The sequence below is a fragment of the Sphaerospermopsis sp. LEGE 00249 genome (genome assembly GCF_014299995.1).
In the GTDB taxonomy this organism is placed as follows: domain Bacteria; phylum Cyanobacteriota; class Cyanobacteriia; order Cyanobacteriales; family Nostocaceae; genus Sphaerospermopsis; species Sphaerospermopsis kisseleviana.
This window is the reverse complement of record NZ_JACJUZ010000001.1, coordinates 180,947-204,881: the sequence shown is the minus strand read 5'-3', so window position 1 is coordinate 204,881 and position 23,935 is coordinate 180,947. Positions and strand designations below refer to the sequence as shown.

At 39.4% G+C, this 23,935-nt stretch carries 11 protein-coding genes; 6 read left to right on the top strand and 5 right to left on the bottom strand.

Annotated features, from left to right (window positions below; all coding sequences use genetic code 11):
- Positions 1 to 12 precede the first annotated feature (12 nt).
- The 5 genes from H5968_RS00900 to H5968_RS00880 all read right to left on the bottom strand — a co-directional run bounded on the left by H5968_RS00900 (position 13) and on the right by H5968_RS00880 (position 6,874).
- Positions 13 to 1,056, bottom strand: a complete 1,044-nt coding sequence (locus tag H5968_RS00900) for a 3-oxoacyl-[acyl-carrier-protein] synthase III C-terminal domain-containing protein (protein WP_187038421.1) — start codon at positions 1,054 to 1,056, stop codon at positions 13 to 15.
- Positions 1,057 to 1,187: 131 nt separating this feature from the next.
- On the bottom strand, positions 1,188 to 3,209 hold the full coding sequence (locus tag H5968_RS00895; protein WP_370569737.1) for an AMP-binding protein: 2,022 nt from the start codon (positions 3,207 to 3,209) through the stop codon (positions 1,188 to 1,190).
- A 238-nt stretch (positions 3,210 to 3,447) separates the two neighbouring features.
- Entirely contained in the window at positions 3,448 to 4,566 is a 1,119-nt protein-coding gene (locus H5968_RS00890; RefSeq protein WP_187038419.1) for an acyl-CoA dehydrogenase family protein, read from the bottom strand.
- Between the two features lie 13 nt (positions 4,567 to 4,579).
- Entirely contained in the window at positions 4,580 to 5,596 is a 1,017-nt protein-coding gene (locus H5968_RS00885) for a Rieske 2Fe-2S domain-containing protein (protein ID WP_187038418.1), read from the bottom strand.
- Positions 5,597 to 5,680: 84 nt separating this feature from the next.
- Positions 5,681 to 6,874, bottom strand: a complete 1,194-nt coding sequence (locus H5968_RS00880; RefSeq protein ID WP_187038417.1) for a DUF3419 family protein — start codon at positions 6,872 to 6,874, stop codon at positions 5,681 to 5,683.
- Positions 6,875 to 7,362: 488 nt separating this feature from the next.
- Between H5968_RS00880 and H5968_RS00875 the strand changes: the two genes are divergently transcribed.
- The 6 genes from H5968_RS00875 (at position 7,363) to H5968_RS00845 (ending at position 23,882) form a co-directional block, all read left to right on the top strand.
- Positions 7,363 to 9,243 (top strand): fatty acyl-AMP ligase, encoded by a 1,881-nt coding sequence (locus tag H5968_RS00875; protein ID WP_187038416.1) that lies wholly within the window; start codon positions 7,363 to 7,365, stop codon positions 9,241 to 9,243.
- 152 nt (positions 9,244 to 9,395) lie between these two features.
- Positions 9,396 to 9,674: an acyl carrier protein gene (locus H5968_RS00870; RefSeq protein WP_187038415.1), complete on the top strand. Its 279-nt coding sequence runs from the start codon at positions 9,396 to 9,398 to the stop codon at positions 9,672 to 9,674.
- 93 nt (positions 9,675 to 9,767) lie between these two features.
- A complete protein-coding gene (locus tag H5968_RS00865) occupies positions 9,768 to 11,183 on the top strand; it encodes a hypothetical protein (protein ID WP_187038414.1) in 1,416 nt (471 codons plus the stop codon).
- A 299-nt stretch (positions 11,184 to 11,482) separates the two neighbouring features.
- Positions 11,483 to 12,841 carry a hypothetical protein gene (locus H5968_RS00860; protein ID WP_187038413.1) on the top strand — a complete coding sequence of 453 codons (1,359 nt, stop codon included), beginning with the start codon at positions 11,483 to 11,485 and terminating at the stop codon, positions 12,839 to 12,841.
- A gap of 206 nt (positions 12,842 to 13,047) precedes the next feature.
- Positions 13,048 to 16,908: a beta-ketoacyl synthase N-terminal-like domain-containing protein gene (locus H5968_RS25340; RefSeq protein ID WP_255426998.1), complete on the top strand. Its 3,861-nt coding sequence runs from the start codon at positions 13,048 to 13,050 to the stop codon at positions 16,906 to 16,908.
- Entirely contained in the window at positions 16,905 to 23,882 is a 6,978-nt protein-coding gene (locus H5968_RS00845; protein WP_187038412.1) for an SDR family NAD(P)-dependent oxidoreductase, read from the top strand. Before H5968_RS25340 ends, H5968_RS00845 begins: the two co-directional genes overlap by 4 nt.
- Positions 23,883 to 23,935: the final 53 nt, after the last annotated feature.

The window sequence follows — 23,935 nt, the reverse complement described above, 5'->3', positions numbered from 1 at the left end:
TAGGCAAATTGATTAATAGATGAAAGAACAAGAGCTAAAAGACATACCTGCACTACCAACCCAAATTGCTATTCGATCTCCTCGCTGAATCTGCTTTGCGGAAATAGCAGAAGCAATACCTGTAGGTACAGAAGCAGAAACTACATTTCCGCAAGTTGGATAAATATGCCACATTAAGTGTTTGATGTTTAATGCTTCAGCAACTTTATCCCACTCTCTCTTGGAAGAAGCATGGGGGAAAACTGCACGAATTTCCTTTACAGGAGCTTTTAAGCGGTTAAAGATATTAATGAACTCTGGATAGGCGTTGGCGTGCAACTCTACCCCAAAAGATGTAAATTTGTTAATGCCATTTAAACCAATACGTTCAGACGGTGTGCAATAACCTTCGTATCCAATTAAGGGTACATTGCACAGTTCAGCCAGGTCGGGACGAGATTTAAAGTGAAATTCCCATTCTTGATCAGGATCGTAGGAAACAATGGTTGCAGTTGCCGCTTCTCCTAAAGTATAAGCCGGAAAAGACCATTCAATCGCTTCCACATTGGGCAATTGGAAAACAGTAGGAAAAACAGGTCCACCATAGTGCATATTGCACTCGGCGTTAACTATTAATGCTCGTTTATATCGACCGGCTTTAAACAAAGAGTAGACGATATTTAACACCCTAGTCCAACTCATGCAAGCATCAAGGATATCAAAACACTCTGCGTGTTGTAAACCAAGGTACGCTGCAACATGATATGCGGCCGCTGGTTCGATAAATCCTCGACCAATACCTGTATAAACTAGTAAATCTATATCATCCTTGTCACAATTTGCTTCCGCAAGTGCTTCTTGAAAAGCACGATTCACTAGATCAATTGGCTTTTCATTTTTGTCTAACCAGTAACGAACATCTGAACCTGAATAACGCAGGAAAAAATTGATCTTGCTTAAAGCCGTTTTTAAATCTCCAGAAAAGACTGGTTTGCTATATTCCTCAATTAACGCCAGAACATCATCATTTGTCAGTTTCTTTGTTGGCAAAGCTGCCTTGATTGCTTCAATTTTCATGGTATTTTATAGAAATAAGACCAAATTTTTTGCTGTTTTTAGTATCAAGGAAGTTATTATCCTGGTACATAACTTCCTTAAATTACAGAAGCGTTAATAATTGTTCAAAACTCCCCTGAAAAAGTTGGTTATTAGGCAACTTTATTATGAAAATGAGGATTTTGAGAGTGAGAAATTTGAGTGGCTAAAGCATCAATTGATGGAGCATCCCACAACCAATCAGGAACAATTGAATAGCCCAGCCAAGTTTCTAAATCTCCATGTAAATTCATACTATCTAAAGAACTAAGACTGTAGTAAGTGAGAGATTGATTGGGGTCGATTTCCCTGATATGTAATTTTTTCTCTTTGGCAATCCACGCCATAAGCCAATCTTGAATACCTAATTTGATGATGCTGGATAAATTATATTGCATAGGAGAAGTCTCTTTATTTATTACTTGTTCGTCTGACTTATCTTTCCATTCTCCGACTACATCTAATTCGTTATTTAAAAATTGAATTAGACAAGCCCGACGTTGAATTTTGCCACTAGAGGTTTTAGGAATACTACCTGTTCTGAGCAGCACGACAGCATATACCTCTAACTCATGTTCTTTAGATACTGCTTGGCGTATGGTTCTAATAACTTCATCAGTATCAAACTTACGCAGGTAAGTACGCTCGATTTCACAAACAATCACTAATCTTTCTTGCTCGTTCTCATCAATAGCAAAGGCGGCGCTATATCCTGAACGGAGGCTAGGATGACTTTGTTCTACTGTTAGCTCGATGTCTTGAGGATAATGATTACTACCTCGGATGACGATCAAATCCTTAATTCGACCTGTGATAAATAATTCGTCATCTTTGAGAAAACCCAAATCACCTGTGCGTAAGAATGGTCCCTCTCCATTATCAGCTAGATAAGCTCCAAATGTCCGCTGAGTTTCTTCCTGTCTTCCCCAATATCCCTGAGCAACACTAGGACCTGATACCCAAATTTCTCCCACTTGACCGGTTGGAGATGGAGTTAAAGATTCAGGATCAACAATGACAACTTTTGCGTTTAAGACAGTCTTACCACATCCAACTACTGTTCTGGCAAATGGCTCATCTTGTGATGTTTCTACAATTAAATTTTTGGACAGTGAATCTGTTTGAACAGTTAAAAGTGTGGGTGAGTTTTTCTGTCTTGCGGATGAAACTTTTAGTGTTGCTTCTGCTAGTCCGTAACCTGGGTAGAAAGTACCCCAACGGAAACCATAAGGTGCAAAAGTTGTATAGAATTTTTCTAAAGTTTGCTGTCTTACTGGTTCTGCACCATTTACAGTCACTTGCCAATTACTCAGGTCTAAACCTGCCCTTTGTTCTGGTTTGATTTTGTCAACGCATAAATCATAAGCAAAATTGGGTGCGCCACTGTGAGTAGCTTTGTAGTCGGAGATTGCTTTTAGCCAGCGAATTGGTTTTTGAGTAAATGAGGCAGGTGACATAAAGATACATGGGAATCCACTGTAAATAGGTTGAATTACCCCGTATATCTGTCCAAAATCGTGAAAGTGAGGCAACCATGATACGAGAATGCTATCAGATCCTGTCCTCCAGGAAATGGCTATTTCTGCTGAGTTACATAAAGCATTCTCATGACTAATCATCACACCTTTAGGTGTGGAAGTAGAACCAGATGTGTATTGAAGATAGGCAATAGCATCACTGCTAATTGATCTTAGCTCCCATTGATCAGCTAAACTTTGATCAATTGTGTCAGTTGCTAACCACTGTAGTTGTTTTAGATCAGGAGCATTATTCAATAATGTTTGTACATTGACAAGAGTTTGATGATTTGTTAACGCAATTTGTGCTTGGGAATCCTCCATAATTGACTGAATCCGAGACATATTTCGGTTATTTTTTGGCTGATACAGAGGAATCGCAATTAAATCTGCGTAAAGACATCCAAAAAAAGCTGCTATGTAATCAATTCCTGGAGGGTAGAGTAATAAAACTCTGTCTTCCGGAGTTGATATATTTTGCAAATAGACAGCTATCGCTCTAGACATAGCATCTAGTTGTTCATAAGTTACAGTTGATTCTAGTCCTTCTTTATCATGTAAAAATGTAAACGCTGTGTGATTTGGTTGATTTAAAGCTCTAGATCGCAATAGCTCCACTAAATTAGAGAAAATATCGCTCCTTATAAAATTACTATTTGTAGTTGTTCTAATTGTTCTAATAACCTGATTCATGGCAGTTGTTTAAAGTGATGGTTGTTATGTTCCACTGGATATAGAGTTTTCGCGTTGCATAAATGCGGGATGAATTGGCGTTTGAAACCGTTGAAAATTCGTTCTAAATTGGGCGAAATCATCTCATAATTCAGCAACGCCAGAGTTTTTTGGTTGTGTGCAATTAAGGCATCACTAAAGATCCACCTGCTAAATATTCATCTAAAAAAGGTGCCATACTCAGCCGTGAAGGTGGATGGAATGCAAGCGCTCTAGAGGCTGCTAGTAAGTAGGCAATTTCTTCAGAACGAATAAATGCTATGCCACCTAGTAACTCTGTGGATGTTTCAGTTACTCGTTCTATTGCCCGTTGTACGGAATAACGAACAAACAATGATTGTGCAACTTGATGGTCACTATTACCAAAATACATAATTGAATGAGCTACAGCCTCGAGGGCGGCCATTGCTCCTTCAACTTCGATGGCTAAAGATGCACGTTCCCCAGGGCTACCTTTGCGTTCTGCTATTACCCGCTCAACCAGGGCGCTGGCTGTACCTAAGTAGGAAGCTGATAAGAACAATTCAACCCAAATAAAAGCCTTAGCAAGAATGTTTTCTAAGTCCTCTGGTTGTCCTAAGTAGTAAACAAATTCCTCTGGGACAAATACATCGTTTAAAATTATTTCTTCGCTCTCTGCTGCTTTAAGCACCCAAGTTTTCCAAAAGGATTTACGCTCGATTCCTGGTGAATCAGCAGGGATGATCACTAATGCTAACAGATCTCCATCTTCTTTGCTGGGAACAATTGCACTTGCTGTCAGAAAGTGCATTGATAGGGATAAACTACAAGGTTTTTTGCTACCACTAACCAGTAAACCACCATCCACTCGCTGGCACTTCATAGTTGGTAACAATATACTAGTTCCTGTTTTTCCTTCAGCAAAGCCAGAAGCTAAATAGAGATTGTTATCTGCAATAGCCCGGATAAACTCGGCTACGGATTCATCAGCAATGCTTTCTAGTAAAGCTGCTACCGTGCAATGGTGCATATTTGCAGCAACTGCCAAGGAAGGTGAACGAGTAGCGATCGCTCGTTGAATCTGGGTTAGTTCTAAAGCTGTGACACCAGATCCACCGTATTCCTTGGGAATCAATAAGCCAGGACCACCAAGCTCACGAAAAATCTGCAATGCAGGACTTTCTTGACGTTCCAAGTCTAGCAGAGATTTTGCTTGCAGTTGGCTATCAAGGGTAGGGATAAATCTTTCAAGCGTCGCCCGTTCTTTCTGTAAAAAGTGCATTATTAGTTAGTTTTTAGTTTTTGTTGGCAGTAGCAGAGGCTCTGGAGATTGTTGCCTGTTGTTCTGGTTCTTCTGATTCTGTGTAAAAATGTCTTACCCATTCGCGGAATTGGTTGATACTATGTTCTTCTTTATAAAGAGGGGGATTCTCTAGAAAAATTTTGTGATCCCAAACCATTGCATCTTTATCAACTTCTTCGCAAGCTTTTTTCGTCAGTAGTTCTACGATCAAACGAGTAATGGGAACATTTATGAATTTTTTCAGTTTGGTTACACATAGCGCCTCAGCATTTTCTTTATCAATTGGCGTATGCATACAAACCAATCGCCATTCTAGGACTGTTTTACCATTGGCTTTGAGAGCAACAAGATTACGATTGCAACCTAATCCATACTGTTGATATGTGGTATGAAATTCATTGATCCCCAATAATTTAGAGATCATAGGTACCTGAACTTCATAAGCAGCAATATGAGTACGTAGCAAACCATCTAGTTCTAAGGATTCGCTGAGGACTTTACCAAATCTTGCCCCGTGTAAATGGCTAAAATGTGCCGTATCTGAGTTATTTTCAGCAATTTCTTGTATAGAACATTTAACGTTGCGTTTATACATTTGCACTGCAGATACCCACTCTCCACCATAAAATTCAGGGAATTGAGGCATTTCCCAAGTAGGAGCTTTTCCTTCACTGTGGTAGTAGGTGAAAATTGTCCCATTCAACTCTGCTACCGGCCATTTGCCAATTTTTACATTGGGATTACAACCAGTGTGAGGGTAAGGAACATAATTGCAAGATCCATTTTTTTCCCAAATCCAGCCGTGATAGGGACATTGGATACCTTCACCCTTGACTTCTCCTCCGTGACCTAAATGAGCTCCCAAATGGCGACAGTGAGCATCAAAAATACAGGCTTCACCGCTTTCTGTACGGAAGAGAACTAAATCTTTATCAAAGTAACGCAGAGCTTTAACTTCCCCTGGACGCAGGTCTTTACTAAAGCCAACGCGATACCAACTATTAGGCATTGGGTGAATTCTGGTGTTTCGATTCAAGCACATAATCCTGACTCTCTAAATATTACCTCAGTTATTTCTACTAACCAATTTCTACTAACCAATCTGAGCTACAGCACTCAATTCTGGAACTACTTGTTCTGTTTTGTTAATCTGCGCTATTTCAAAACTATAGGCAAATGCTAAATCATCGTGATAGAGCGCATCGCTCAACTCTTGATCCCGTTGGAAAATATTTTCTAAATCAGATGGAATTAATTGCTTATTCAAGAAGTTACGATAGCATAACTTTCCTTGATTTTCGCTAGTCCTGATTACTTCGTTTATTAAATTTTTAAAAGTCGGTGTGTCAATACAACTTGTAACATCAGATAATGAATACTTGTCTATTGACTGCTCTGGCATTGTCTTCATATATTCTATCAAATTGCCTGTGACAATTTGAATTTTTGTCGTTGCTTTACGTATGGCATCATAGTTTTCCTCCAGTAAGAAGTGAGGAAGACAACGTCTTCCCAGATACTTACCATAGAACATGAAACTAGTCCAGTGGTTATCCCGTACTAAATGATGGTTGAATGTGTGATGCAATCTTTCTATTAAGTAATCGCCAACATTCACATTCATTTCCACAACATATTTGGGATCATTAAGAATCAAACTGATTGACAAGGGGGAAAACCCAGCACGAATCATCAATTTCCACAGAAGCCCAAGTATGTGTTGATTGTAAATTTTACGTTGATCTTCTATGGTAGAAGCGCGAGCAATCTGCTCCATTTGTCTACCATAAACTAGTCGCATTAATGGTGCAACAAATCTAACATAAAATAATTCATGTCGCCCTGCAAATAGTACTCCGCTATCAATTGCCCACCGATTAGCTTGAAAATAAGCAAATGCTTGGGGGGATATTTGATTTTCTAAAGAACAGAATATTTCCCAGCGATTCTGGCAGTCTTCTACACCAAAAAATTGCAACAATTTTTCATAAGATAAAGCCCGAATGGCTGCTAGTTTCAATTCTAGCAAATAATTTTGACCAGGTGAATAATCTACAGATGTTAACGATTTAGGATTGCACGCCAGCAGACTCAGAGTCCGACATCCGCTACCTGTCACAGCAAGCACCCTGTCATTTGAGGTAAGATCTAAAGCTCTTAACTCCGAGTACGAATCTTCATCACAGGTACTGTAGAGTATCCACTTTTCTTGATTGGGTTTTTGTAGAGAACCTTCTTCCTTGGAAAACTTAATTACGTCCACATTCCCAGCATTTGTATATTTCATGCTTTTGATTTCCTCAACTTAGTTAAAGCAGAACGTATATTTTGTAACTTTTGCTGGACAGCATATCACAACTTTCTATTAGTTATCAAATTTTAGATAGGAACTTGGCTTTGTTAATCTTTTTTTTATATTTCGTATATAAAAGTTAATGCAATAGAGTTATTTAGGACTTACGAATTGACAGGATCAACCAAATATGAGGTATGGGTTTCGGGTATTTTAACGTGATTTTTTAACTATTTTTGGGTGATAGCGAAGCGCTGCTGCAAGCAGTTCGTTATTGAACGGAAGTTAATGCGTAAGTCTTATATAGATACTGATACTGATTAAAAAAATATAAAAAACTTAACTTGATTTCCGATAGATGCTTATGATAGTATTGCGTAACTAGCATGTGATAATTCTGGAAAGCATCTACAGCTTTTTATTTGCGATTGATTTTAATCGCATTATTTTCTTACCAGTAACTTAAGATTACAAATTAGCTTATGAATATTTGCGTCAAGGATTTACAAAACTGTTTGGGATTTTCGGCAATAACAGATTTGTTAAGCTATCGAGGGCAAAATCAGCCGCAGCAAAAGGCTTATACTTTTTTGCGAGATGGAGAAACTGATGAGTTTAGCTTGACGTATCAAGAATTAGAGGAAAAAGCAAAAGCGATCGCATCTCGTCTTCAATCTTTAGGAGGAACTGGCGAACGTGCGCTGCTGCTATATCCACCAGGTCTAGAGTTCATTACAGCTTTTCTAGGATGTTTATATGCAGGTGTAATTGCAGTTCCAGCATATCCACCCCGAAAGAACATGAACTTCTTAAGGTTGCAATCGATCATCAAAGATGCCCAAGCAACCTTAATCTTGACTACTTCATCCCTTTTAACAGACTTGGTCAGCCAATGGGCAGAAAATCCAGAATTGCCAAATATGCGTTGGTTAAGCACTGATGACATCGACAACCATCTCAGTTCCCATTGGCAACAACCAAAACTAGATGAGAATAGTCTGGCATTTCTCCAATACACTTCCGGTTCTACCGGCACACCCAAGGGAGTGATGGTAACACATGGGAATTTGCTATCCAACCAAAGATCCATCCAGATCGGCTTTGGACATACAGAAAAAACCATCTTCGTCGGTTGGTTGCCCTTATTTCACGACATGGGACTAATTGGCAACGTCTTGCAGCCCTTGTATTTAGGGATACCTTCTATTCTCATGTCACCAGTGGCTTTTCTACAAAAGCCTTTGCGTTGGTTACAAGCAATTTCTCGTTACAAAGCAACTACTAGTGGCGGTCCAAATTTTGCCTATGACCTTTGCGCTCGCAAAATCACCCCCGAAGAACTTGCTCATCTTGACTTGAGCAGTTGGGAAATAGCTTTCAACGGAGCCGAACCAGTAAGAGCAGATACCATAGAAAAATTTACCAACCATTTCGCTCCCTGTGGTTTCCGTAAAGAAGCATTTTATCCTTGTTACGGCATGGCAGAAACAACCTTATTCGTTTCTGGAGGTTTGAAAACATCTGATCCTGTTCTGTACCCAGTCGAAGCAACCGCCTTAGAAGAAAATCGGGTGATAGCAGCCAAATCTGATCAGACAACAAAAACAATAGTTGGCTGTGGTCGCACTTGGTTAGAAGAGAAAATCGCCATTGTCGATCCCGACTCCTTAACCTTGTGTCCAGATGATCGAATAGGAGAAATTTGGGTATCCGGTCCTTCTGTAGCTGCTGGCTATTGGAGAAAACCAGAGCAAACCGCAGAAACCTTTCAAGCTTACCTGTCAGACACAGGAGAAGGTCCATTTCTTCGCACAGGAGACTTAGGATTCTTACAAAATGGTGAATTATTTGTCACAGGAAGACTCAAGGATGTTATTATCATTCGAGGACAAAATCATTACCCCCAAGATATTGAACTAACAGTTCAAAATAGTCATCCAGCACTACGATTAAATAGTGGAGCAGCCTTTACAATAGAGCAAAAAGGGCAACAGCGGTTAGTTGTTGTGCAAGAGGTTGAACGAACCTATTTGAGAAAGTTGGATATTAAAGAAGTCGTGGGAAATATCACCGAAGCAGTCATAGATAACCACGGCATACAACTATATGCCACAGTTTTGATCAAACCCGGAAGTATTCCCAAGACATCCAGTGGTAAGATTCAGCGCCATGCTTGTCACCGTGGGTTTCTAGAAGGAACTTTGAGTGTAGTAGAAGACTGTGACAGAAGCCTTGAGCATCAAGTGAAACTACAAAAATTGGTAACTGATGTTAACTCCCTGTTAATAAAAGTGCAAGAAGTTAATCCTGATGTGAAAAGAGAAAAAATCAATGAGAGTGTAAAAGCTAATGCACTGCAATAGTCACTTAAAATCAGACTTGAGAAAATAATGCAGTTTTAACATCTAAGGCAGTCCCCAAAAATAGCCATCAAAATCAGCCCATAATGGCTACAATAAAAAGCTGAAAATCTGTGCGAATTTATTTCACTTATAGCTAAAATCAAGGTTTACAAATGACTCAACTTTTTGAACATAACACAACTACTCAACAGACCCAGGAATTGACAGCAGTAAAAATTAGAGAATGGCTAGTTTCCTATGTTGCGGATCTGCTAGAAATTGAAGCTGAAGAAGTAGATGTAGAGACTAATTTTTCCCGTTATGGTTTAGATTCATCAGCCGCAGTGATTTTAACGGGAGATTTAGGAGATTGGTTAGGAAAAGAGCTAGAGCCAACAGCTCTCTATGATTACCCCACAATTGCAGACCTAGCAGCGCATTTAGCTCAATAAAACCAAGCAAAAGCGTTAGAAAATGCCTAAGATGTTACCTATCTTTGGTGTCAATAGAAATTAAAATCATTAGTATTTTGCCTGGGGAAACTCATGTTAGCTAGTAACGAAACTCTAGATCCCACAATCCAAACTTCGAGCCTGCCACAAGCACAACAGAAAAAACATCTGCAACTCATATCCAAAACTTATCAAAACAACAGTGAATCAGACTACACTGAGAAAATTAGAGATTTGGGAAATGAGTTTGATTACGAAATCAACAGCAATTATTACTGGGGTGATCCGGAACTTTCTGTGATGTATGGAACTCCCCTTTATAATGCTGCTTCTGCCTCACAAAAACTATCGCTCAACCATCTTTTTTGGGTAGGACACTACAACCATATTGCTGCCAGTGAAGCAAATACAAGTATTTATAACACAGTAACGAATGGAGTTTTTCGTAGCACTGGTAGTTATGAAACACTTTGTCAGGAATTGGATTTTGAAACCGAACAGGAAAGCTACCATATTCGCACCTTTCAAAAGATTGGTTTCAAAACAAAAATGGCTATAGTTGGAAAAACAACGTTGGGGAATTCTGCCTATGGAAACTCAGAGAAAGATAATAATAGTTGGTTGAGACTTATAATACCTAACTCTGTACGGGAGTTCTTTGTCTCTGGTCAGGGAAATTCCCCATTTTCCGTACATCGAGATCGTACCTTAAGCGCGATCGCCAAAACAATGCTGAGAGATAAAAAACAGTATTATTCTCAGTATTTACGAGACTTAGAAGCAAAAGGCCAGCCGATTCCTGCACCAGCAGATGGTCTAGGAGGAAGAATCGCACCACGTTACTGGTTAAAGTTTTTTACTATTCACTGGGGTATGTCCCCATTTATGGCCTGTCAGTACTATTCCTTACGCTACATGGCTAATGCGGTTCTGAAAAATCATGAGTATAGCTATGTGAAGTATTTCCGAGAATTAGAGCGAAAAGGCGAATATATCCCAGCCCCAACAGCCGTTTCCTATTACCACTTAATGGATGAGGCTTTCCACACCACAATTTCTCAAACCATCGCCAAAGATATGTATAAGGATTTCCCGAAGCCAACTGCTTACGAGAAATTTGTATCTGGGATGATAATTTACATGATGCAGCGGAACCTCTTAAATGGTTTTTCTGGAGTCTTCCCCAATCGTTGTGGTGCCGACGATCCCCTGCTAATGGTTTTTATCTACAAGCTCTTAAAGTCCCCTCTATTTGAGATGGAAACAAAAGAAGCACTCGATTGGATGGAAAAGTGTTTCTGTCAAGAACACGAAGGTTTTCATGTAGGACTAAAATATCATCAAAGCCTCTTGGAATCGTTGCAGAAATTCTTTGGTTGTCTTGATTATCAATGGAAGATAAACCGTGAAATGGGGATTATGGCTTCGGAAGCTTCAATTAGTAAAGCTCTCCATAATAACCTCAAAACCTTTAAGCAGTTTTCCGAATCCGTAATTGCTTCCGCCTGAGAATTATAGTTCCGGCTGTTTTTAAACTCCTAGTTTTGACAGTTTTGATGTTCAACAATATATAGGAATTCGGTTTGGTTGATGATAGCTTACTTGGCGTAGCTATATTGATTTGTCTTTGTCTAGTCAGGCAAACAACAAAAAGGTTGTAGAGGATTTAGGTGTACGGAGTTTTGTAATCACAAAGTGAGTGCAAGCGATCGCCAACAAAAATCAAATAGAAAAATCAAATAGGATTCCTATACTTGACGAACATCCAATCAGCATGATCAATTACAACATAAGGTAGCAACATCCTCATGATTACTAGCACTGAAACTTTACCAACATCTCAAATTAATAAAGTTATCCCTCTCTTGGAAAAGAACTATGGAAATAACCTAGACTCCGACTACACGGAAAAAATCCAAGAACTCGATAGAAACTTTAAATATACTAGTAACAGTAATGCTTATTGGAGTGAACCCGAACATTCACTGCTTTATGGTACTCCACTATATGAACAAGCATCTCTTTCTCAAAAATTAGCTCTTAATCACCTACATTGGGTCTTATTTTATAAGAGAGTTGCTGATAGTGAAACTGAGCTAATTCATTACAATACCATCACAGCAGATTGCCTCATGGCTGCCAATAGTGAATATAAAATGCTTGTGGAACTGTTAGCTCATGAAACTTCCCAAGAACGCCACCACATTCATGCTTTTTCCCTGGTGAATTACAAAACTACTAAAGCTTTACTAGGCAAGAAAGCCCTGATTAATCCCGTTTCCGACGAGGTTTCTGTACGCGAGCAGAAAAGGGTGCAATCTTCAAATTATTTATCCTCTGCTGCCAACTTGATCGCTATGTTCATGCTCAAAAGCAAGAAGCCATCTGAAACTGAAAATAGCAGAGATGGAAAAGAAGCTAAGAGCCAAGTGTCATTTCCTACCAATGGATTTTTCAATGGTTTTTCGGGAAAATCAACTCAACCGAGAAGACAGTTTTTCTCTGATAACTGGGGAAGTTATCCCTTCTTAGCTGCGAATTTTTATGCTGTGCGCTACATGGCTAATCTAGGACTGAAAAATCATGAATTTGGTTTACATACTTACTACAAAAAATTGCAAAAAAATAATGAATTTATCGCCAGCCCAACAGCTATATCTCACTATCATTTTTTAGATGAGGCTTTTCATACAACCACATCCCTATTTCTAGGTCGAGACTTTCATAAATATTTACCAAAGCCATCAAGATATGAAAAATGGATTGCCAACTTAGCTATATTACAGGCACAGCATGAAAACCTGAATGCTATTTCTGGAATATCCACCAACCGCTTTTTGAGTGATGGTGATGCAATCATTTTCCTCATGAAACTTTTGCAAAGTCCGGTATTTGATATGTCTGCTCAGGAAGCAATGCAGTGGATTGAAAAATGCCTGTGTCAAGAGCATCAAGGATTCCATGTTAATCTCAAAGTACACAATCACTTATTATCAGACTTGCGTAAATTTGCAAAGCAGCTAGATTACTTGTGGCCTGTAAACCGCAATATGAGTGTGATGGCTTCAGGAGGTTCTATTAAAAAATCAATCCAAAATAATATCAAAGCCTTTAATGAGTTTGCTCACAATTACGCATTAAAGGAAAATACCGACAGCGGGAATTAAAACACATCTATTCTCAGGGTTGTAACTTGCTTACAAATCCAAGGAACAGCCCTGAAATTACACCTGAAATTACACTTGAAATTACAGCTTGATTGAAAATCAAATCAATCATTGCCAAAAACCACAAACAAAGTATTATTAGTAAACTCAGATTCATGAGTAATTTGTAAAGTTCATAAATTCTGTTTTCTATAACAATTTAAAAAATGGAAAAAATAGCAATTATAGGAGTTGGTTGCCGATTTCCAGGTGCTGACAATCCCACCTCATTTTGGGAACTTCTATCTAATAAAGTTGATGCGATTAGCGAACTATCATCATCACGACCTGATAATAGGTACTTATTGTCCCAACATTCCGTAGTTCCTACCACTGGCAAATCTGACAACATCAGAGGTGGCTTTTTAGAACAAGTAGACCAATTTGATCCCCATTTTTTTCAAATTTCTCCCAGAGAGACAGAACGTATAGATCCCCAGCAAAGATTGGTTTTAGAAGTCGCTTGGGAAAGTTTGGAAAATGCAGGGATAGTACCATCAACAGAAATTAGTGGCACTCCTACAGGAGTTTTCTTAGGTGCTGCAAATTATGATTATGGTATAATTTTAACCAGAGAAAATGCTCAAATTAACCCTTACAATGGAGTAGGGACAAGTTTAGGCATTATTGCTAATCGCTTGTCTTATTTATTAAATCTCAAAGGTCCTAGTTTAGTTATAGATACGGCTTGTGCTTCATCACTAGTAGCCATCCACTATGCTTGTCAAAGTTTGTTGAGTGGAGAGACTAATCTCTGTTTAGCTGGGGGAGTTAACTTAGTTTTGTCATCCGAAGCAACAATCTCCCTATCTCATGGGAAAATGATAGCAGCAGATGGTCGTTGTAAAACCTTTGACGCTGCTGCCGATGGTTATGTCCGGGGAGAAGGATGTGGAATAGTAGTCCTCAAACGTCTCTCTGATGCACTAAAAGATGGAGACAATATTCAGGGAATTATCAGAGGTTCTGCTGTGAACCAAGATGGTTTCAGCAATGGACTGACAGCCCCCAATGGACCTGCTCAACAAGCAGTGATCCGCCAAGCCTTAACCAATGCAGGGGTGAAACCATCACAAATCAGCTATGTTGAGACTCAAGGAACAGGAACTCCTTTGGGAGATTCCATAGAGGTGAACTCTCTCAAAGCAGTGTTAATGGAAGGTAGGGAAGCAAATCAACCTTGTTGGATTGGTTCAGTCAAAACGAATATTGGTCATTTAGAAGCAGCGGCGGGGATCGCAGGGTTGATCAAAGTAGTTTTGTCTCTGCAAAATAGCCAGATTCCGGCACATCTGCATTTAAAAGAACTACATCCTTACATTAAAATTCAAAACACTCCTATTCAAATTCCCACAGAACTCCAGGAATGGCCAGCCCAAGAACAACCTAGACTGGCAGGAGTGAGTGCCTTTGGTTTTGGTGGTACTAATGCTCATCTGATTTTAGAAGCAGCGTCCCCAGAAGCTAAAAATCAAGCTAAAAATCAAGCTAAAAATCAGAATTTGCGGGAGCGTTCTTGTCATTTGTTAACTTTATCGGCAAAAACAGAACCAGCTTTGCAAGCATTGGTGAGTAAATATCAAAATCACCTAGCAGCTCATCCCAACCAAGAATTAGCAGATATTTGTTATACAGCGAATACAGGAAGAGAGCATTTCAAAGACCATCGCCTAGCTGTTGTGGTTGAGGATAAACAGCAATTAATTGCACAACTAGCTGCTTTTACCAAAGCTCAGGAAACCGCTACATTAGTCAGCAGTCAAGTTCCTAAAAAGTTGCCCAAAATAGCCTTCCTATTTACTGGACAAGGTTCTGAATACATCAACATGGGCAGACAACTCTACGATACTGAGCCAGTCTTCCGCCAAACTATTGACCAGTGTCAGGAGATTTTACGCCCCTATCTGCAACATTCACTGTTAGAGATACTATATCCTGAACCAGCAGCAGAACAAATTGCATCTTCATTATTAAAGCAAACTGCCTATACCCAACCAGCTTTATTTGCCTTTGAATATGCCCTGTATCAACTGTGGAAATCTTGGGGTATTCAACCAAAAGCAGTTATGGGACATAATGTAGGCGAGTATGTGGCCGCAACTGTAGCAGGGATTTTCAGCTTAGAACATGGACTCAAACTCATTGTCCATCAGGGAAGATTGATGCAGCAGTTAGCATCTGGTGGTGAAGCGGAATTTTTAGCCATTGCCAATCAAATCACCTATAATCAACCGCAAATTCCATTAATATCTAATGTCACTGGCAAAGTTGCTGATCAAGACATGACAACAGCCCAATATTGGGTAAATCATGTATCTAGAACAGTGCAGTTTGCTAACGGTATGCAGACATTACATCAACTTGGGTCGCAAGTATTCCTAGAGATTGGACCCCAACCGATATTATTGGAAATGGGTCGTCAATGTTTACCAGATAGTCAAGGTTGGTGGTTGCCTTCCTTGCGTCCTGGTGAAAATGACTCGCAGGCGATACTTTCTAGTTTAGGACAGTTGTATGTAGCTGGATTCAAAGTAGATTGGGTAGGATTTGACCGTGCTGATCACCGGACAAAAGTTGCATTACCTACCTACCCATTTCAAAGACAGCGATACTGGATTGAAAGAACTACAGTCCCAAACCAAAAACAATATTTGCCAAATTTGCCAACCATTGAAAATCTTCACCCCTTGCTTGGTTATAAAATGCGCCTAGCGGGGACAAAAGAACAGCGTTTTCAATGCGAAATCGGTATAAATCAACTTGCTTATCTCAGCGACCATCGAGTTTTTGATCAGCCAGTATTACCAGCTACAGCCTATTTAGAAATGGCTTTAGCCGCAGGAGCAAATCTTTTAAAATCAGATCATTTAATTCTCGAAGATGTCAATCTTTACCAAGCCTTAATTTTATCAGAAGCGGAATATACAACAGTCCAAATCGTTGTCAATAATTTAGAAAATAATACTTATCAATTTGAAATTTTCAGTTTCAATAAAGAACAAAACTTAGAAAATCAATCTTGCACACTCCACGTTGCGGGTAAAATCTCCCAGGACAAAGAAACATCAGAAATTGGTGTGATTAACTTGCCTCTATTGCAAAAGGAATACACGGAAAAAGTTCCCACGGAAATTTTATACCGGGAACTAGAAGAGCAAGGCATAATTTATGGTTCGAGTTTTCAAGCAGTAAAAAGTCTGTGGAAGACTGAGGATAAAACCTTGGGCTTTATACAATTATCACCAGAGCTTTCCCCAGCGGCAGAACAATACAAAATACATCCAGCCCTACTGGATGCCTGCTTGCATTCAGTATATGGACTGAAACTGAATATTGATCAAGTTGGTGTGATTGATATATATCTACCAATCAGGATCGAGCGTTTAAAACTATATCGTAGTTCCAGTTCTCAATTATGGAGTCAAGTGGGAATATCCCACAAAGAAACCAGTAATCCAGAGACTTTAATGATTGATGTATTACTGGTTGACGAACATGGAAATGTAGTTGCGGAAATTGAAGGAGTAACTGGAAAACGCATCAGTCGCCAGAGCATTTTGAATATTGTACAAAGGGAAATTGTAGGAGGAATTCAAAATAGGTTTGAGCAAGTAAGACAACAAGAACAACAACAGTCAACTTCCCTGCAAAATGTAACTGTTATCCAAGAAATAGAGGCAGTTAAAGACAGCGATCGCCAAATTTTATTAACAGCTTATCTACAAAGGCTAGTCGGAAAAATTTTAGGCTTTAAAGGCTCTCAACTGCCCAGTACAGAGCAGAACTTCTTGGAAATGGGCATGGATTCCCTCATGGTTGTGGAGTTGCGAAATCAAATTCAAACCGACTTAAAATTAGATATTCCTATCGCCATCTTCATGGAAGGAGCAAGTATTGTTCACTTATCAACTAAGCTCAACCACCAACTAGATTTGCTCAATGTTATTCAAACTGTTGAGCCAGAAGGTAATGACCAATTTCTAGCAACAAATGTCAAAGATAATAATTGGATTGAGATAGAACTATGAAATTAGTAGAATTTTTACAAGACCTGTCCTTTCAAGGAGTGAAATTGTGGACAGAAGGGGAAAAATTACGCGTTGGGGGTATTAAAAGTACATTAACTCCTGATGTCATAGCCCAACTACAACAGCACAAAATTGAAATTTTACAGTTACTTCATGATACCCCAGAAATTTTGAATATCTATCCCCTCTCCTACAGTCAACAAGCCATGTGGTTTCTGTGGCAATTAGCACCAGAGAGTGGAATTTATAACGTGCCATTTACCTGTCGAATCTGTTCCCATGTAAATGTGACAACTTTGCAAAAAACCTTTCAGACCCTATTAGAACGCCATCCACAGTTGCGGAGCAAGTTTCCCAAACAAGGTAATAAAACATTTCAACAGATTGATCAAAATCAAATAATAGACTTTCAACAGATCAATGCTTCTACTGAGAATAAGCAGGAACTTTATCAAAAAGTCTATCAAGAATCCCAGCACCCCTTTGACATCGAAAATGGATCCATCTTGCGGGTGCGTTTATTTACTTGTTCTGAGCAAGAACATATTTTGTTGCTGACAGTACACCATATTGCAGTTGATGGTTGGTCCGTTTTCTTACTGATGAAAGAACTAGTCGAGATTTATCCCGCACTGGAATCAGGAGTGCAACCATCCTTACCTGCGCTAAATTATTCCTATGTAGATTATGTACGTTGGCAAAGAGAATTATTAAGTAGTGTTCAAGGAGAAAAACTCTGGAACTACTGGCGGCAAAAATTGTCAGGAGAGTTACCTATACTTAATTTACCCACCGACAGACCCCGCCCACTCATCCAAACCTATAACAGTGCTTCCTATCATTTACAACTATCACCTCAACTGACAGAAAAACTCAAACATCTGGCGCAAAAAGAAAGCGTAACCCAATTTATGCTTCTGCTGGCAGCATTTCACGTTCTCCTATATCGTTACACAGGACAGGCAGATATTATTGTGGGTGTTCCCACCGCAGGTAGAACTCAAGCAGAATTTGCTTTCACTGTTGGGAACTTTGTAGAATCAGTAGTCATGCGGGCAAATGTTTCAGAAAATCCCTGTTTTCAGGAATTTCTCACTCAAATTCGCCTCACAGTCTCAGAAGCATTAGCCCATCAAGATTTTCCCTTTGCTTTATTAGTAGAACGACTGCAACCACGGCGTGATCCTAGCCGCTCTCCTATTTTTCAGGCCTCATTCAACTTTCAGTTGCAAGGTTTACAAAGTTTGTCACAATTTCAGGAGGTACAAAAACTAATTTCAGGAGGTGAAATAGAGAAAGAAGGATTTAAACTCAAACCTTTTGAAATGTCCTTAATGGACGGTCAGTTTGATTTAGATTTGGTGATAGCAGAAAGCGGTTCATCTCTAGTGGGTATTTTTAAATACAACACTGATTTATTTGATGAACAGACAATTGCCCAGATGGCAGGACATTTCCAAACTTTATTAACAGCAATTGTCTCCAATCCCCAACAAAAAATTAGTCAATTGCCACTGCTCAATGAAACTGAGAAACAGCAGATATTAAAGGTATGCCAAGACCCTGCTATCAAAGCTCAAAATAATAGATTTATTTATCCTGAATGGGTAGAAAATTCACCCATTTATGTATTAGATCATCATCAAGAATTAGTTCCTTTTGGTGTGGAAGGAGAAATTTATCTTGGTGATCTTGGTGATGCCGATTTACATAATCAAGAAAAAACTGTCACAGGGGTGATAGAACACCCCTTATTGGGAACTTTATTCAGAACTAAAACCTGGGGTCGTCTGCGCCGAGATGGATCTTTAGAAGTATTAGGATTAATACAGCGGCAAGCCTGGATTGGTGGACACCGGATCAATTTCCAGACCGTAGAACAGGAGTTACTATCAATCTCTGGTGTAGAAGACTGCTATGTTCTGGCGCGGGAGGGTAAACTCATTGCTTACGTGGTTAGCTCCACATCCCTATCAACTGAGTCTCTCAATGCTCACTTACAGGCTAAATTGCCCGTTTATATGTTGCCAGTGGCATATCTGCAAGTATCTAATTTACCTTTAACTGCAACAGGGCAAATTGATGAGCAGATTTTGACTTCTTTAGAAGTGATTGATAGCAAACTTTTAGACAAATGGCAGCAACAATTAAACAGCCATCCCGAAATTGATCAAGCAGTGGTAATTACAAGTCCACGTCACACACCTGCATCCTCACCACTGCACTTAGGAAAACTACTACCACCAGGAACAAAGAAAACAGCAATTTCCCTACCCGTTGCCGAAACTGCTTCCGTAGTTGGTCTTGTTCCTACAGAAAAACCACAATTTACCACACCTGCAATTAGTGATGGTGGTACGCTCAACATTCCAGAGGATGCCCCCCAAACTTTAACAGAAGCATTAATTCAAACAGCCACTAGATGTAAAAACCAAGGTATTACTTATATCTCTGCAAAAGGTGAAAGGGAATTTCAAACATACTCTAGTCTATTAGATGAGGCTAAATGCATTCTCAACGGCTTGCGAAATCAAGGTTTGCAAGCAGGACAGCGAGTTATTTTGCAAATTGCTTCTCTGCGAGATTATTTTCCCACCTTGTGGGCGTGCGTTCTGGGAGGAATTCAACCTGTAACCGTAGCCGTAGCTCCCACTTACACAGAGAAAAATGCAGTTGTGAATAAGTTGTACAATACATGGGAATTATTAGGACATCCATGTATTTTAACCAGTGATTCCCTGGTTGAATCTTTGGGCAATTTGCGTTCATTATTATCCCTACCAGAGTTAAAAATTTGTTCTGTAGGCGAGTTAAGAAACTATTCACCAACCGCAGAATTTTATCCTAGTCGCCCTGATGAAGTTGCTTTCTTACAGCTAACATCTGGTAGCACAGGGGTTCCTAAATGTATTCAGGAAACTCATCAAGGTATCATTGCTCATATCCATGCAGCTAAACAATTTAATGGATATGAAACTCAAGATATTTGTCTGAATTGGTTGCCAGTTGATCACGTTGTACCTATATTAACCTGCCACTTTAAAGACACATATTTGGGTTGTCAACAAATCGAAGTAGCAACGGCAGTGATCTTAGCTAACCCCTTAAAATGGTTAGATTTGATGGAGGAATATCGCGTTTCTCACAGTTGGACACCAAACTTTGGATTTAAGTTAATTAGTGAGGCACTGGCAAAAAATCCTGGTCATACTTGGGATCTTTCCTCAGTTAAATTCTTAATGAATGCAGGAGAACAGGTAACGGCTAAAGTTGTCAGAGAATTTTTAGCTAATGTGGCATCTTTTGGGATTTCTGATCAAGTTATGCAACCAGCTTTTGGTATGGCTGAAGTTTGTACTTGCATGACTTATCAAAATCAGTTTAACAAGCAAACTGATATTTATCGGATTAAGAAATCTTCTGTTGGTGGTCAATTAGAATTAACCACGGATGCCAACATTGATGTGATTGAGTTTACTGATCTTGGGCTGCCAGTTCCAGGGGTGCAAATTCGCATTACCGATGCTCAAAATTCCCTATTACCAGAAGGTGTAATTGGGCGTTTACAGATTAAAGGAAAAGTAGTCACACCTGGTTATTTAAATAATCCCAAAGCCAATGCAGAAGCTTTTGTGGGGGATGGTTGGTTTAATACCGGAGACTTAGGATTTATTCTCAATGGTCGTCTAGTTTTAACAGGAAGAGAGAAGGAAATTATCATCATTAACGGAGCTAATTATTACTGCTATGAAATTGAAGATATTGTCAATAGCATTGATGGTGTAGCTCCCACCTATGCAGGTGCTTGTGCATTCTCCAACCCAGAAACAGGAACAGAAGGATTAGCAATTTTCTTTTCACCAGATAAAACCAATTCTCAATTCGACGGCGAACTTATTCAAGCTATCAGAAGAGAAGTTACCACTCAGTTAGGAATTACTCCTTATTATGTCCTGCCTGTAGAACGTCAGGAATTTCCTAAAACTACTAGTGGTAAAATTCAGCGTTCTCAACTGAAACAGAAACTAGAAGCTGGTGATTTTAGAACGCTGATTCAAGAAATTGATATTCAACTAGGAAAAAATACAATTCCTGATTGGTTTTATCAGAAAGTCTGGTGTCAGAAACAGGCGCGAATTAATCCTAGTTCTACTGTCAAACAAGCTGTAGTTATCTTTGTAGATGATTTAGGATTAGGGCAATCAGTTGCCCAAAGACTGGAAGCGCAAAATTATCCTTGTATTACAGTTGCGGCAGGAAATAATTTTGCTGCAATTAGCAAAGAAGATTATGTAATTAATCCTGCTCAGGCAGCAGATTATCTGCGTTTAATTACATCATTAAAAGCTGATAATTATACCATTGGTCATATTTTCCACCTCTGGAATTATGAAACCAATAATGTTGGTATCTCCGACTTGGAAACTTTGGAGATTAGTCAACAAAAAGGACTGTATAGCTTACTGTTTTTAGTCCAAGCACTAGAGCAGGTGCTAGAAACAAAAGAGCGGATACAGTTGTTGTTTGTAGCTAGTTGCAGTCAATTTATTTTACCAACTGATGGGATTGCATATCAAAAAGCAACTGTTTTAGGCTTCCTGAAAACCATACCGCAGGAAATCCCTTGGTTGGAATGTCGCCACATTGATTTACCTATTACTGAGGTGGAAATTAATAGGAGTAATTTGTTGTCAGAATTTTCTGTCTCGACTCCTGAAGCAGAAGTGGCCTATAGAAACGGACAACGCTTAGTTCCTCGTTTACAAAAGGCAGATTGGGAAAACGAACCCCAACAAGAACTTCCTTTCAAAGAAGGTGGAGTTTACTTAATTACTGGTGGATTAGGAGGAATTGGTGTTAAGATTGCCAAGTATCTGTTAGAGAATTACCAAGCTCGGTTGTTGTTAATTGGTCGGACTCCTTTACCAGATGAAAGCAGTGGGAAAAATATCAACGCAGGTGAAGATCAATTAACCGCTAAAATTCGAGCTTATCAAGAGTTAAGGCAACTTCCAGGTTCAGTTATTTATCAAGATGTTGATATTTGTAACCTGGATGACATGAAAAAGACTCTTGATTTGCTATCATCTGAGTGGCAAACTCAATTTGATGGGGTAATTCATTTAGCAGGAGTTCTGCAAGAACAATTAATAACATCTGCCAGCCCAGAAAGCTTAATCGCAGGGTTGCAACAAAAGGTCATGGGAACTTGGGTACTCCATCACCTATTGCAAGATCAGAATCATGGTTTCTTCATCCACTTCTCCTCAGTCAATAGTTTCTTTGGGGGTACAGGTGTGAGTGCTTATGCCGCAGCTAACAGTTTCCAAGAAGCTTTTAGTGCTTATCAAAGACAACACAGTTATGGGAACAGCTATTGCTTGAGTTGGAGTATGTGGGACGAAACGGGTATGAGTCGTGGATATCCCATGAAAGAGCTTAGTCAAGCTAGGGGCTATTGTGCTATTTCACCATCTCAAGGCATGGATTCCTTGTTAGTAGCTTTAGCACATGGTTCTAGCAATGTTTTCATAGGATTGGATGGTGAGAAGTACCATATTCAGAGATTTACGCTAGATTGCCAGAATTTACAGCAATTAACAGCTTTATTTACCAGCAACACTGATCAATTGTCCATTGAACAATTGCATCAGCTTGGCGTAGCTGATCGATTTGGGACTTTGACTCACTGCCATTTTGTTCAGCTGGATGAAATGCCTTTAACAGATGCAGGGGAAGTTGACATCAAACAGTTAACTCAGACTTACACAGGATTGAAAGTTACTGAACAAACAGAACCTCGCAATCAGGTGGAAAGTCAGCTAACTGAAATCTTTCAAAGAGTTCTGAGTCTAGAGAAAATAGGTATCCATGATAACTTCTTTGAACTGGGTGGTCATTCGGTACTAGCAGCGCAAATTGTATCTCAGATACAAGAGACTTTTGGGTCTGATTTGCCGTTATGGGTGCTGTTCCAGTCTTCCACCATTGCAGAATTAGCTCAAATTATTGAACAGCCCGATTCATCATCAGAAAAAGCGGGAAATCGTAACGGAGATATTGAAGAAGCTCTCAAATCTTATCCCTGTATAGTTCCCATCAAACCAAATGGCAACAAGAGACCTTTCTTCTGGATTCACCCGTTGGCTAGTGTTATTTTTCCTTATTACCCTGTAGCCTATCAACTTGGACCAGAGCAACCTGTCTATGGGATACAATCACCAGGACTAACCGAAGACAAATGGTCTTTGAAACGAGTTGAAGAAATGGCTGACTATTACATTGAAGCTATTCGTTCAATTCAGCCTGAGGGTCCTTACTTACTGGCAGGTTGGTCACTAGGAGCTTACATTGTTTATGAAATGGCTATTCGTCTCAAACAAGCAAATCAAGAAGTTGAAATGTTAACTCTCTTGGATGCTCCTGCTGACTTGAGGAAGGGTTTTAAAACTAGGGATATGGTAAGAGTAGCTGGTTTATTTGTCAGCATACCAGATATGTGGCCTTGGGTCTATGATTACCTTGCCCTCATCAGAGTTACGGAACCAAAATTGTTGTCACAATCGAATGGCTATGAGCAGAATGACGGTCTAATCAAGAAGATTCTGTCATTTCTGGGTCATGATTCTGCTATCCAAAATCCCCAAAAAATAACCAAATGTGAGCAAGTTCGTCTCACACTTCGTCTAGCAAAGATGTGGATAGATAATATTCGGGCTTTATCTCGGTATAAGGCATCATCTTATGACGGCAAAGTTATTCTTTTGATCACAAAACATGTCCAACTTGATGAAGATAAAACTTGGGGGTGGGGTGAGTTGGCAAAAGGAGGTGTCGATGTACATACTGTACCCGGTAATCATATGAACTTACTACGACATCCCCATGCCAGTGCGATCGCAGAAATTCTCAGAGGATATCTGGATCGTCTTCCCAATACAAAGTCTCAGTTAGATATGACCAGAATAGACTAATACAGTTCTGGTTGATAGCTGATTTTCATGTTCACAAAATTATGGAGATTTGA

Bases quoted from the DNA above. Each gene is read 5' to 3' on its own strand.
- H5968_RS00900 (WP_187038421.1), bottom strand. From the start codon at position 1,056: ATGAAAATTGAAGCAATCAAGGCAGCTTTGCCAACAAAGAAACTGACA.
- H5968_RS00890 (WP_187038419.1), bottom strand. From the start codon at position 4,566: ATGCACTTTTTACAGAAAGAACGGGCGACGCTTGAAAGATTTATCCCT.
- H5968_RS00885 (WP_187038418.1), bottom strand. From the start codon at position 5,596: ATGCCTAATAGTTGGTATCGCGTTGGCTTTAGTAAAGACCTGCGTCCA.
- H5968_RS00880 (WP_187038417.1), bottom strand. From the start codon at position 6,874: ATGAAATATACAAATGCTGGGAATGTGGACGTAATTAAGTTTTCCAAG.
- H5968_RS00875 (WP_187038416.1), top strand. From the start codon at position 7,363: ATGAATATTTGCGTCAAGGATTTACAAAACTGTTTGGGATTTTCGGCA.
- H5968_RS00870 (WP_187038415.1), top strand. From the start codon at position 9,396: ATGACTCAACTTTTTGAACATAACACAACTACTCAACAGACCCAGGAA.
- H5968_RS00865 (WP_187038414.1), top strand. From the start codon at position 9,768: ATGTTAGCTAGTAACGAAACTCTAGATCCCACAATCCAAACTTCGAGC.
- H5968_RS00860 (WP_187038413.1), top strand. From the start codon at position 11,483: ATGATTACTAGCACTGAAACTTTACCAACATCTCAAATTAATAAAGTT.
- H5968_RS25340 (WP_255426998.1), top strand. From the start codon at position 13,048: ATGGAAAAAATAGCAATTATAGGAGTTGGTTGCCGATTTCCAGGTGCT.
- H5968_RS00845 (WP_187038412.1), top strand. From the start codon at position 16,905: ATGAAATTAGTAGAATTTTTACAAGACCTGTCCTTTCAAGGAGTGAAA.